Here is a 13,111-nt window from a genome sequence, read left to right as displayed (position 1 = left end):
TCACAGATAAGAACGAAGTAAGGAGAACGGGGTATGGCTGATTTAAAAGCCAAATTAGAATTACCAGGGAACGACTCGATAGAATTGCCAGTAAAGCAAGGATCCGCTGGTTTTGACGTAATCGATATCAGTAAACTTGGCAGCAAGGGTTACTTCACTTTTGATCCAGGTTTTCTCGCGACAGCCTCCTGTGAATCTGCAATTACCTATATCGATGGCGATCAAGGTATATTGTTACACCGCGGCTATCCAATCGAGCAACTCGCCGTTGACTCAGATTACTTAGACCTGTGTTACCTGCTGCTTTACGGTGAACTGCCGACGAAAGAGCAATATGCTGAATTTGTACACACAGTAAAAACCCACACAATGGTTCATGAGCAACTCGCCTTCTTCTTTAGAGGTTTCCGTCGTGATGCTCATCCTATGGCGATGTTATGTGGTGTTACTGGTGCATTGTCTGCATTTTATCAAGACTCACTCGATGTCAACGATCCTCGCCACCGCGAAATCGCCGCTTATCGCCTAGTCTCCAAAATGCCAACGATTGCCGCTATGTGCTACAAGTACTCTTCTGGCCAGCCATTCGTTTACCCACGCAATGACTTAAGCTATGCAGGCAACTTCTTAAGCATGATGTTTGCCGTGCCTTGTGAAGAGTACAAGGTAAACCCAATCGTTGAACGTGCTATGGATCGTATCTTCATTCTACATGCGGATCACGAACAAAACGCGTCAACATCAACCGTACGTTTAGCCGGTTCTTCAGGCGCGAACCCATTCGCGTGTATCGCTGCGGGTATTGCTTCTTTATGGGGCCCTGCACACGGCGGCGCGAACGAAGCTTGTCTACAAATGTTAGAAGAAATCGGTTCAGTAGACCGTATTCCTGAATTCATCGCCCGTGCGAAAGACAAGAACGACCCATTCCGTCTAATGGGCTTCGGACACCGTGTTTACAAAAACTTTGACCCACGTGCCAAAGTGATGCGTGAAACCTGTCACGAAGTGTTAAAAGAGCTGAAAGTACAAGATCCATTATTAGATGTGGCCATGGAACTTGAGCGTATCGCACTGGAAGACGAGTACTTCATTTCGAAGAAACTCTATCCAAACGTCGACTTCTACTCTGGCATCATCATGAAAGCCATTGGTATTCCAACTAGCATGTTCACTGTACTGTTCGCATTAGCACGTACTGTGGGTTGGATTGCTCACTGGAAAGAAATGTTGGATCAACCAGGTCACAAGATCAGCCGTCCACGTCAGCTATATACTGGCGAGACTTCGCGTGATTTCGTAAGCCAAGATAAACGCTAATCGGCATTTATCGATTAAAAGCGCCCACTGGGCGCTTTTTTATTGGGATTTTCATACCCGCCCTTCGCTCTTCTTATCACTCCCAGCCACACAATCCCGAATGACCTCGCTTCAGCTTATTTAGCATTTCTCATCACTTTTTAAACTTTTTAGCTACATTTAGTAAGTTTGCCTAATCTACAATCTGACAAATTTAAGTTAATCTACTGAAATTAATGTATTTTTAACTTTGGCATGTTTTCTGCTTTCAGATGGCATCACAAAAATGACAACAGGTAATACTCTTATGGAAAAGTCAACAATTGCTAAGTTCGCCCTACCCGTGCTGTTAGTGTCAATGTTAGCAGCATGCGGCGAAGAGGAAGTGGCTAAAAAAGAAGAACAATATGCCATTCCCGTCGAAACCACTACCGTGATGCAGGGTAATGTGTCTTCGTTTTATAGCACTACCGCCACCCTCGAAGCCCCACAGGAAGCTAACGTCGTGAGCCGCATCGCCGGCCTTATCGAAGCCATTAATGTCGAAGAAGGCGACCGGGTGCAAAAAGGACAAATCCTCGCGGTTATCGATGCCAAACGCCAGCAATACGATCTCGACCGCTCCGAAGCCGAAGTGAAAATCATCGAGCAAGAGTTAAACCGCTTGAAGAAAATGACCAATAAAGAGTTTATCAGTGCCGACTCCATGGCAAAGCTCGAATACAATCTACAAGCCGCCATTGCAAGACGGGATCTTGCTGAGTTACAAGTCAAAGAAAGTCATGTGGTCTCCCCTATTGACGGTATTGTTGCTAAGCGTTATGTCAAAGCGGGCAACATGGCCCAAGAATTTGGTGACCTCTTCTATATCGTCAATCAAGACGAGCTGCACGGGATTGTCCATTTACCTGAGCAGCAATTAACCAGCCTACGTTTAGGCCAAGAAGCCCAAGTCTTTAGCAATCAACAGAGCAAAAATGCCATCCACGCGAAAGTGCTGCGCATCAGCCCTGTGGTCGACCCACAGAGTGGCACCTTTAAAGTCACCTTGGCCGTGCCCAATCAAAATGCGCATTTAAAAGCTGGGATGTTCACACGGGTCGAATTGAAGTATGACACCCATGAGAATGTGATCACTGTGCCCTACAGTGCCCTGATAAACCAAGACAATAAGCAAGCCCTGTATGTGATTGACGGCAGCAATGCTAACCGCCGCGAAGTCGAAATCGGCTACCGCGAAGGTGACTCGGTGGAAGTCGTCTCCGGTATCAAACCCGGCGAGCAAGTCGTGACCCGTGGTCAGCAAAATTTGAAAGACCAATCCTTAGTTGAAGTCATTACCCCACTTGATTTGGCCTCAGCGAAGAACTGATAGGAGTCTTTCATGTCAATCATCAGCACCTCAGTTAAACGGCCAGTCACGGTATGGATGTTCATGCTGGCCATTATGTTATTCGGTATGGTGGGGTTTTCGCGCTTAGCGGTAAAACTCCTACCCGATTTAAGCTACCCCACCTTAACCATTCGGACCATGTACGATGGTGCGGCGCCCGTTGAAGTAGAACAACTGGTCTCAAAACCCATTGAAGAAGCCGTCGGCGTAGTGAAAGGCTTACGTAAGATAAGCTCTATCTCCCGCTCTGGCATGTCCGATGTAGTGCTCGAGTTTGAATGGGGCACCACTATGGACATGGCGAGCCTCGATGTGCGTGAAAAACTCGACACTATCGCCCTGCCTCTGGATGTTAAAAAGCCATTATTGCTGCGCTTTAACCCCAACCTTGACCCTATCATGCGTCTCGCACTGTCGGTGCCTAATGCGTCTGAGGCTGAACTCAAGCAGATGCGCACCTACGCCGAGGAAGAGCTTAAACGCCGTTTAGAAGCCCTCTCTGGGGTGGCCGCGGTGCGTTTATCCGGTGGTTTAGAGCAAGAAGTGCATATTCAGCTCAATCAGGAAAAGTTATCTCAACTCAATTTGAATGCCGATGACATTAAGCGTCGCATCAACGAGGAAAACATCAACTTATCTGCGGGTAAAGTGATCCAAGGCGACCGTGAATATCTGGTACGTACCCTTAACCAATTCAATTCATTGGAAGAATTGGGACAAGTGATCGTCTATCGCGACGCACAGACCTTAGTACGTCTATTTGAAGTCGCCACCATTACCGATGCCTTTAAAGAGCGCAGCGACATTACCCGTATCGGCAGCCAAGAGTCGATTGAACTGGCTATCTATAAGGAAGGTGATGCCAACACGGTCGCGGTGGCTAAAAAGTTGCGCGATGAGCTAGTCAAAATCAACCAAGATCCTAAGCAAAACAAACTGGAAGTGATTTACGATCAGTCCGAGTTTATTGAGAGTGCCGTGAGCGAAGTGACTTCATCCGCGCTAATGGGCAGTATTTTGTCCATGCTGGTGATTTACCTGTTCCTGCGCAATATTATCCCGACGCTGATCATCTCTATCTCGATCCCCTTCTCGGTGATTGCTACCTTTAACATGATGTACTTTGCCGATATCAGCTTAAACATCATGTCATTAGGCGGTATTGCGCTCGCCATTGGTCTCTTAGTCGACAACGCCATTGTGGTGCTGGAGAACATCGACCGCTGCCGCAGCGAAGGCATGAGCAAGTTAGATGCGGCTGTCACAGGGACTAAAGAAGTGGCTGGCGCGATTTTCGCCTCCACCCTAACCACACTCGCGGTGTTTGTCCCCTTGGTATTTGTCGATGGTATTGCCGGCGCCCTGTTCTCGGACCAAGCCCTAACAGTGACCTTTGCCCTGCTCGCATCACTCCTGGTGGCATTAACCTCGATTCCAATGCTGGCCTCCCGCGAAGGCTTTACAGCACTTCCTGAACTCATCAAGAAAACCCCGAAGGAGAAACCCACTACTAAGCTAGGTAAGTTAAAACACTACAGCGCGACGGTATTTTCCTTCCCGATTGTGTTGCTCTTTAGCTACTTACCGAGTGCATTACTGACATTAGCATTAGTCATTGGCCGCTTCTTCTCTTGGCTGCTTGGGTTAGTGATGCGCCCACTGAGCAGTGGTTTTAACTTTGTTTACCATGCTATCGAGTCGGTTTACCACAAACTGCTGGCGATGGCGCTGCGTAAACAAGTCGCCACCTTGTTGCTGACCATAGGGATCACTGGCGCCTGTATTAGCCTGCTCCCCCGCCTTGGCATGGAACTCATCCCACCGATGAACCAAGGGGAGTTTTATGTGGAGATCCTGCTGCCTCCTGGCACGGCGGTCGGTGAAACTGATAAAGTGCTGCAACAACTCGCGATGTCGATTAAAGACAGGCCGGAAGTCAAACATGCCTATAGCCAAGCGGGCAGCGGCGGTCTTATGACCTCTGATACCGCCCGTGGCGGCGAAAACTGGGGGCGTTTACAGGTCGTTCTGAACGATCACACGGCTTACCATCAGGTAACACAAGTGCTGCGTGACACTGCGCGCCGCATACCTGAGTTGGAAGCCAAAATCGAGCAACCTGAACTCTTCAGCTTTAAAACCCCATTGGAGATTGAGCTCACGGGTTACGATTTACACTTGCTCAAACGCAGTGCCGATAGTCTGGTTAAGGCGCTTACCGCCTCCGAGCGCTTTGCCGATGTGAATACTAGCCTGCGTGATGGTCAGCCAGAACTCAGCATTCGCTTCGACCATGCTCGCTTAGCCGCCTTAGGCATGGATGCGCCCACGGTCGCCAATCGCATCGCCCAGCGCGTCGGTGGCACGGTCGCCAGTCAATACACAGTACGTGACCGCAAGATTGATATTTTAGTGCGTAGCGAACTCAATGAGCGGGATCAAATCAGTGATATCGATGCGCTAATCATCAACCCCAACAGCCCACAACCGATTGCACTGAGCGCCGTAGCTGAAGTGTCATTGCAACTAGGCCCATCGGCGATTAACCGCATCAGCCAACAACGTGTGGCCTTAGTATCGGCCAACCTTGCCTATGGCGACTTAAGTGACGCAGTAGCCGAAGCGCAGCAAATTTTGTCTGCACAAGTGTTGCCAGCCTCGGTTCAAGCACGCTTTGGTGGGCAAAATGAGGAAATGGAGCATTCATTCCAGTCACTGAAGATTGCATTAATCCTGGCAGTTTTCCTGGTGTACTTAGTGATGGCGAGTCAGTTCGAATCGCTGCTGCATCCGCTGCTGATCTTATTTGCTGTGCCGATGGCGCTGGCAGGTAGCGTGCTGGGGCTCTATATCACCCAAACCCATTTGAGTGTGGTGGTGTTTATCGGCCTCATCATGCTCGCGGGGATTGTGGTCAACAACGCCATCGTACTGGTAGATAGAATTAATCAGCTGCGCACCGAAGGCGTGGACAAGCTTGAAGCCATTAAGGTTGCGGCCAAATCCCGTCTGCGCCCGATTATGATGACCACCCTAACCACAACTTTAGGTTTACTGCCGATGGCCTTAGGTTTAGGTGATGGCTCAGAAGTCCGCGCACCGATGGCGATTACCGTAATCTTTGGTTTGAGCCTCTCGACCCTATTGACCCTGATTGTGATTCCAGTGCTCTATGCCCTGTTTGACCGTAAAGAGTTTACGCATACCGCCACAGAGCAAGACAACACGGCAGAAACCGCGGAGGCTCGCCTATGAACCTCACCCGTTTAGCGATAAAACGCCCTGTCACCACCAGCATGTTTTTCTTTGCTATCTTGCTGTTTGGTTTAGCTTCTAGTCGCCTATTGCCGCTCGAAATGTTCCCCGGCATCGATATCCCACAAATTGTGGTGCAAGTGCCTTACAAAGGCTCAACGCCAGCGGAAGTCGAGCGCGACATCACTAAGGTGCTCGAAGAGTCCCTCGCCACTATGGGCGGTATCGATGAGCTGGAATCCGAATCATCCCAAGAGGGTTCGGAAATCGAGATCAATATGAAATGGGGCGAGAACGTCGCCACTAAAAGCTTAGAAGCACGGGAAAAAATCGATGCGGTGCGGCACTTATTGCCCAAGGATGTTGAGCGGGTGTTTATCCGCCAATTCTCCACCGCCGATATGCCGGTATTAACCATACGGATTTCGAGCGATCGCGAGCTCTCTGGCGCATTCGACTTGCTTGATAAACAGCTCAAACGTCCGCTGGAGCGGGTCGAGGGGGTGTCTAAGGTTAATCTCTATGGGGTTGAGCAAAAGCAGATTGAGGTCAGGATCAATGCCAACCGCCTCGCCGCCAGTGGCTATTCGGCAACCGAGTTACAGACGCGTCTCGGCCGCGAAAACTTTGTGTTGAGCGCTGGCACTTTGCGGGAAAGTAATCTGGTTTATCAGGTGTCACCTAAGGGCGAGTTTCGCAATCTAGAAGACATTAAAGCCCTAGTGCTATTGCCAGGGCTGACCTTAGGTGACGTTGCCGATGTGCAATTTGCGCTACCTGAACGGGTCGAAGGGCGTCATTTAGATAAGCATTACGCCGTGGGTCTGGATGTGTTTAAAGAATCCGGCGCCAACTTAGTGGAAGTGTCTGACAGGGTATTAAAGGTGATTGAGCTTGCCAAGCAAGATCAACAATTCCAAGGTATTCGCTTGTTTATCATGGAAGATCAAGCCTCTGGCGTAAAATCTTCTCTCTCGGATCTGCTGCTGTCGGGACTAATCGGCGCCTTGCTGTCTTTTATCGTGCTGTATTTATTCCTGAGAAACTTCAAGATGACCTTGATTGTGGTGTCATCTGTGCCGATTTCGATTGGTATGACGCTAGCCGCTATGTATCTACTAGGTTACAGCTTAAACATTTTGTCGATGATGGGGCTGTTATTGGCGGTCGGTATGCTTATCGATAATGCGGTGGTGGTGACTGAGAGTGTGCTGCAGGAGAAACAAGGCAAAGATACTAAAAGTGTTCAAGACAATGAAAATGCGGTCATGACAGGGGTCGATAAGGTCAGTCTTGCCGTGCTTGCGGGCACTATGACCACGGCTATCGTATTTTTACCCAACATCTTTGGGGTAAAAGTCGAGCTCACCATCTTCCTTGAACATGTGGCGATTGCGATTTGTATTTCGCTGGCGGCCTCACTGTTAGTGGCTAAAACATTAATTCCATTGATGCTAACTAAGTTCCACTTCGATATCACACCAGAGAAAGCGCCGGGTAAGTTGCAAAACTTCTACAATCGTAGCCTCAACTGGGTGCTACTGCGTCCTTGGCGTTCTGGGCTGATTTCGGTGGCGATTTTAGTATCCACCGCCCTGCCGCTATCGATGGTCAAACAGGATCAGGAGGACAGCCAAAGTAAGGAGCGCATTTACGTCAACTACCAAGTGGAAGGTCGCCATAACCTCAATGTGACCGAGGCAATGGTGAGCCAAATGGAAGAGTATCTTTATAATAATAAAGAAGAATTCCATATCGACTCAGTGTATAGCTACTATGCACCCGACGATGCCTCCTCGGTAATTTTGCTGAAAAAAGACCTGCCCATGCCACTGGATGAATTAAAGAAGAAAATCCGCAGCGGGTTTCCTAAATTCTCCATTGCTAAGCCTCAATTTGGCTGGGGCAATGATAACTCGGGCGTACGCGTCACGCTCACAGGTCGCTCCACCTCAGAGCTTATCCATTTGAGTGAGCAAGTATTACCCTTACTCTCCAATATCAAAGGGTTAGTGGATGTGCGATCCGAAGTGAACGGTGCGCAGCAGGAAGTGGTGATCCGCATAAATCGTCAGATGGCGGCACGACTGGATTTAAAACTCAACGAAGTGGCTTCTAGCATATCAATGGCCCTGCGCGGCTCACCGCTACGCTCATTTAGACACGACCCCAATGGGGAACTGCGTATCGAAATGGCCTATGAGAAGGAATGGCAAAAATCCCTCGAGAAGCTAAAACAACTGCCGATCGTGCGTATCGACCAACGTCTGTATACCCTTGATAACCTTGCCAGTATCGAGATCCAACCTAGGTTCGATACCATCAAGCACTATAATCGACAAACCTCGCTTTCTATCGGGGCGAACTTAGATAATCTCACCACAGAGGAAGCCCAAACGAAGATCAAACAGGTGATGGAAAATGTGCGCTTCCCGAATGGTTATAACTATTCGCTGCGAGGTGGGTTTGAGCGTCAGGATGAAGATCAGAGCGTGATGGCTATCAATATGCTGCTTGCTATCGCCATGATTTACATCGTAATGGCGGCGCTGTTTGAATCCTTGCTATTACCGACGGCGATTATCACCTCGATTCTGTTCTCGATCACTGGCGTCTTTTGGGCACTGCTGCTCACAGGCACACCTATGTCGGTCATGGCCATGATAGGGATCTTGATTCTAATGGGGATTGTGGTGAATAACGGCATCGTATTGGTCGACCAAATCAACCAGATGACACCGGAGCTCGATAAGTTGTCGGACACCATACGCGAAGTCTGTATTACCCGTCTGCGCCCGGTACTGATGACAGTGGGAACAACCGTACTAGGCCTAGTGCCACTGGCAATGGGCGATACCCAAATCGGCGGCGGAGGCCCACCCTACTCGCCAATGGCCATTGCAATTATCGGCGGTTTGTCGTTCTCAACGGTGACGAGTCTGTATTTGGTGCCATTATGTTACCAACTGCTCTACCGAATGCGTTATCGCGCCGCGGTGCGCCTAGGTGAATCGAACCGCATCGCCCAAAAACTCCTACCTTGGACGGTTTAACTAGTTAATATTTGCGATATAAGTTCGCATTGCACTTGAAAGATAATAGGCTGACTTGCATCAAAACAAGCCAGCCTATTTTTTAAGCAGCACTTAGTCAATAGCGTTAACCAATTGGATTAATCAGCAGACTAAATCAATGGGCTAAATCAACAGGCTTAGTCAATTGAGTTAATTAATAGGCTGCGCCCTTGTATTCACAACACAAAAACGAATTTGAAATAACTGCTCAAGGCCGGGATAAATCTCGTGGATCACTCGGCGCAGCTCAGGCAGCGTCATATTCTCCTGGGTAGCATGTTGCTCTGTCAGCGCCGAAAACAATACAGGCACAACCTCAATCACCTTAATATCACAAAACCAACGGTCAGCTTCGAAGGTCGATACCGGCAAAATTTGCCCCGCAAACACATGGGACTCGGCTTCATCCCTTAAGGTAATGGTCTTAGCCCCTGACAAAATATCCTGCTCGAAACGCTCAAAGAAAGTGATCTTAGTTAACAAGTGACCTCCGCCTATTGCTTTTTAAAGTGTTAAAAATTGATGGCTATCAATACGTTAAATGGGTAATTCACGCTCACTTTAGCGTTAATAAAGTGCATTACCCATAAAAAACGCCATATTCTAGCACGGCTTAGATCTCGCTCTAGATACCGCTTCGACTGCGCCGTAACAGCAAAACATGGAGAGATTGGCAATATTCAGTTAGAATCCAGCTTTAATTGAGCCACTGGACTCAGCCTGCATAGGCAAAAACCGAATTAGAGATGTTATGAACAAGAAGCAAAAGATCGTTAAGAAAATGGCTAAGCGCGAAAAAGCCAAACAAAACAAAATCGAGAAGCCCAAGGTGGGTGTAAAGCCGCGTTATATTTCTAAAGCGGAGCGCGCGCGTCTTGAAGCCGAAACGCCAGAAGCCGTGGCTTTAGAAGTAGCGCAAGAGATCGCAGGTGTCGACGCTTCTAGCGCGGAAGATAAGGCTGCGAGCTAAGCCTCTTTGTGCCGTGACTCTCGGGATGCTCACACTCAGATAAAACGCTTTCGATTGAATGCGAATATGCAAAACATAAAGGCCACTTTTCAGTGGCCTTTATGTTTTATCAATTTTTATCTCTTTAAATTACCAAGATGGTTATCTAAGTGTTTACGGCGTATTCGGTTTCGCTTTATCAAAATCCACCGCAGCGGTGGCCGCCTCGCATTCCTGCTCTTCGGTCAATTGACCCATTTGCACATGGGAGGATGAAAACGGACTCGTAGATGAGGGCAGATTTTGGCCAACACAATTGGCAATTTCTTCCTCATCCCCCGCCAGTAGCTGCTGGCACTTATTATGCGCCTCTTCGGTATCGCTCACGACAGACTGAGCTGCGTTTGCACGACTTGCCAGAGCCACCTTATCGACTAAGCGGTAGGCCACCCACACGCCCATGATCCCAAAAAGAATTGAGCCTAAAACTTGGCCGATTAACACACCGTATACCCCGCCCCATTGCGCGCCAAAATACACGAATGGCACAGTGCCTAACGTGGCTTTACCGACATTGAACAGGGTGGAATATTTCGCTTTGCCCAGATTATTAAACGAAGCATTGGCCACAAATAAAATGCCAGAGAAGGTAAAAAACACCGCGATATAGCTACAGAAAAACTCGATAAGCGCCGCGCTATCGCCTTTCATATCGAACAGGCTCACCACCTGCGATTTAAGCAAGAACAGCAATAGCGACATCACCACCACATACAAGGTACAAAATTGAATCGCCTTGGTTAAACTCTCACGCACCCGGTCGAATCGGCCCGCCCCGAAGTTTTGCCCAACAATCGGCCCAATGGCACCGGATAACGCAAAAATCATCCCAAAGGTGACTGGGATTAACCTGCCAAGCACCGCCCAACCGGCAACATAGGCATCACCAAAATCGGCAATCGCGCGAGTCACAAAGGCGTTACCTATGGGCGTAGCGATATTCGTCAACATGGCAGGCCCGGCAATGGCGAAAATCGGTTTGAGATCGGCAACAAAATAGCTGAAGTTAAACTTACCCAGCAGTTGATGTTTTACCACTACGCCGCGCCCGGCAATGATAAAGACCGCGATACGGGCAAGCACCGACGCCAGTGCCGCACCTTCAATTCCCATGGCGAACAGGAAAATAAAAATCGGATCCAGTACCGCATTAACCCCGCCGCCCGCTAAGGTCGACATCATCGACAGCTTGGCATCCCCAACGGCACGCAGCGCACCGCCAAGGGCCATCGCAAGGCAAATAAAGGGTAAAGAAGGCACCAAAATGTACAGATAACTCTCGGCAAGTTCGGCGGTATGGCCGCTCGCCCCTACTAGAGTCACTAATTCGGGGATAAAGCAGGTCACCACCACACTCACAAAAAGGCTGATTAAGGTGGTCACCGCCGCACTATTGAGCAATAGGCGTTTAGCCAGCTCCACATCCTTTGCACCAATCGAGCGGGATACTAACGCGCCGAGGGCAATCGACAGGCCGATACCAATAGAAGTCGTAAAAAACGAAATACTGCCCGCATAGCCCACCGCCGCGGCTAGTTCATGTTCACCAAGCAAACTTAAGAAGAAAATATCGAGTAAATCGACCACAAATAAGGCAGAAATCCCCACGGCGGCGGTCGAACTCATCACGAGGATATGACGAAGAATCGAACCTTCAACGAATTTGGCTTGGGTCATGGGGTTGTTTTACCTTGATCTATTGGATGGACTGACATCAAATCCAGTCTGCGGCTCTCGCCACTTTAGCAGTCTCTTGAGTAGGTAAGCCTACCATGAGGCAGCGCACATAATAAATCATTTAAACGATTTGGTTTGTTACGAATAACTTACACACTCAGGCCTTTACTCTCACAATAGCCTGTTTGGTTCGAATGCCCTCAAGCCATGTAACTCGGTCGTGCTTAAGCCCGTCGCTTATCCCACATCCGTGACTCTAGGTTACCGTGTCTAGCTTACTTGCTTAGCTTAGGTCGATGATAACCAGTGGATATCGACATCTCGTTTGGGGGAATTGCCAAACAGACGCGAGTATTCGCGGGAAAATTGCGATGGACTCTCATAACCGACACGATAAGCAGCTGCGGCGGCATCTATGCTCTCGCTTAACATCAATCGGCGAGCCTCCATCAAGCGTAATCGTTTTTGATATTGCAGCGGACTCATTGAGGTCAATTGGCGAAAATGATGGTGAAAGGTCGACTTACTCATTCGGGTCATATCGGCTAAATCATCGATGCTAAAATGCTGGGCAAAATTCACCTTCAGCCACTCGATAGAATGCGCGATACGTAAACCGTGGCTGCCCGCCGACACGATTTGCCTTAAGCGCGCCCCCTGCTCACTGATAAGCACTCGCCAAAAAATCTCTCTTTTAATCAGAGGCGCAAGCACAGGAATCGTCTCTGGCTCATCGAGTAAGGCAACTAAACGGCTGAAAGCATTCAACAAGCTTGGGGTGGAATGGCCTAAAATCATGCCTTGGTCGGTAACCGTATCCTTTTGCCTCGCTAAGGGCGTTTGCAACATTAAGTCACTCATCACCGCCAAATCGAGTTTTAGCACGACACCGAGGTAGGGTTTTTCAGCACTGGCCTCTAACACTTGCATGGTGGCGGGTAACTCTAAAGAGGTGATTAAGAATCGACTCGGATCGTAGATCAATACCTGCTCCCCCAAGGTCATACTCTTCGCGCCTTGCACCACAACCGCAATACTTGGCTCGACAATACAAACCGAGTTGGAGGTGGGCGCATTCTGCCGATAAAACTCGAGCCCCTCGACCTCAGATGATGCCCATTCGACGCCAAGGGTTCTTTTGGCCACATTGTCAGCAAGCACTTGGGAAAAACCATTCATCATTTGCGTCTCACTCATCTGTTTTCACCCGTTTTTATCAGTAGCAGTCGGCACTCGGTCATTTGAATTTATCTTACTCGCTACCTAACTCGTTAGCATACGAAATGCCTAACAATTGGAGAATTAGGCAAGCATTACCGACGAATGAACTACTCTGCAAGCCTGCAAGCGGCAAAAATAAAGGATCCGAACAAGTGATTTTTTAGTGATTGAATAAAGGAGAAA

General features: G+C 48.8%; 8 protein-coding genes. 5 read left to right on the top strand and 3 right to left on the bottom strand.

Annotated features, from left to right (window positions below; translation table 11 throughout):
• The first annotated feature begins 33 nt into the window (after positions 1 to 33).
• The 4 genes from K0H59_RS08905 (at position 34) to K0H59_RS08890 (ending at position 9,000) form a co-directional block, all read left to right on the top strand.
• Positions 34 to 1,320 (top strand): citrate synthase, encoded by a 1,287-nt coding sequence (locus K0H59_RS08905; protein WP_011716732.1) that lies wholly within the window; start codon positions 34 to 36, stop codon positions 1,318 to 1,320.
• A 286-nt stretch (positions 1,321 to 1,606) separates the two neighbouring features.
• A complete protein-coding gene (locus tag K0H59_RS08900) occupies positions 1,607 to 2,671 on the top strand; it encodes an efflux RND transporter periplasmic adaptor subunit (RefSeq protein ID WP_011716731.1) in 1,065 nt (354 codons plus the stop codon).
• Positions 2,672 to 2,683: 12 nt separating this feature from the next.
• Entirely contained in the window at positions 2,684 to 5,947 is a 3,264-nt protein-coding gene (locus K0H59_RS08895; protein WP_220055283.1) for an efflux RND transporter permease subunit, read from the top strand.
• A complete protein-coding gene (locus K0H59_RS08890; protein ID WP_220055282.1) occupies positions 5,944 to 9,000 on the top strand; it encodes an efflux RND transporter permease subunit in 3,057 nt (1,018 codons plus the stop codon). The genes K0H59_RS08895 and K0H59_RS08890 overlap by 4 nt, the downstream gene beginning before the upstream one ends.
• Before the next feature lie 171 nt (positions 9,001 to 9,171).
• Here the strand turns inward: K0H59_RS08890 and yqfB are convergent, their stop codons facing one another.
• Positions 9,172 to 9,504, bottom strand: coding sequence for a N(4)-acetylcytidine aminohydrolase (yqfB, locus tag K0H59_RS08885; protein WP_220055281.1), 333 nt, complete (start codon positions 9,502 to 9,504; stop codon positions 9,172 to 9,174).
• Between the two features lie 268 nt (positions 9,505 to 9,772).
• On the opposite strand from yqfB, the gene K0H59_RS08880 reads away from it, so the two are divergent.
• On the top strand, positions 9,773 to 9,991 hold the full coding sequence (locus tag K0H59_RS08880) for a DUF2986 domain-containing protein (protein WP_011716727.1): 219 nt from the start codon (positions 9,773 to 9,775) through the stop codon (positions 9,989 to 9,991).
• A gap of 153 nt (positions 9,992 to 10,144) precedes the next feature.
• Here K0H59_RS08880 and K0H59_RS08875 read toward each other — a convergent pair whose 3' ends face one another.
• Both K0H59_RS08875 and K0H59_RS08870 read right to left on the bottom strand, forming a co-directional pair.
• Positions 10,145 to 11,707, bottom strand: coding sequence for an MATE family efflux transporter (locus tag K0H59_RS08875; protein ID WP_220055280.1), 1,563 nt, complete (start codon positions 11,705 to 11,707; stop codon positions 10,145 to 10,147).
• 288 nt (positions 11,708 to 11,995) lie between these two features.
• The gene (locus K0H59_RS08870; RefSeq protein WP_220055279.1) at positions 11,996 to 12,904 is read right to left on the bottom strand and encodes an AraC family transcriptional regulator; all 909 of its coding nucleotides are present in this window, start codon (positions 12,902 to 12,904) and stop codon (positions 11,996 to 11,998) included.
• Between the last annotated feature and the right edge of the window lie 207 nt (positions 12,905 to 13,111).

The sequence above is a fragment of the Shewanella sp. FJAT-51649 genome (assembly GCF_019457435.1).
Lineage (GTDB): Bacteria > Pseudomonadota > Gammaproteobacteria > Enterobacterales > Shewanellaceae > Shewanella > Shewanella mangrovisoli.
The sequence above is the reverse complement of the archived record's forward strand: the minus strand, read 5'-3'. Positions and strand labels throughout refer to the sequence as shown.

Excerpts from the sequence above, each read along its gene's own strand:
- K0H59_RS08905 (WP_011716732.1), top strand. The coding sequence starts at position 34 with ATGGCTGATTTAAAAGCCAAATTAGAATTACCAGGGAACGACTCGATA.
- K0H59_RS08900 (WP_011716731.1), top strand. The coding sequence starts at position 1,607 with ATGGAAAAGTCAACAATTGCTAAGTTCGCCCTACCCGTGCTGTTAGTG.
- K0H59_RS08895 (WP_220055283.1), top strand. The coding sequence starts at position 2,684 with ATGTCAATCATCAGCACCTCAGTTAAACGGCCAGTCACGGTATGGATG.
- K0H59_RS08890 (WP_220055282.1), top strand. The coding sequence starts at position 5,944 with ATGAACCTCACCCGTTTAGCGATAAAACGCCCTGTCACCACCAGCATG.
- K0H59_RS08880 (WP_011716727.1), top strand. The coding sequence starts at position 9,773 with ATGAACAAGAAGCAAAAGATCGTTAAGAAAATGGCTAAGCGCGAAAAA.
- K0H59_RS08875 (WP_220055280.1), bottom strand. The coding sequence starts at position 11,707 with ATGACCCAAGCCAAATTCGTTGAAGGTTCGATTCTTCGTCATATCCTC.
- K0H59_RS08870 (WP_220055279.1), bottom strand. The coding sequence starts at position 12,904 with ATGAGTGAGACGCAAATGATGAATGGTTTTTCCCAAGTGCTTGCTGAC.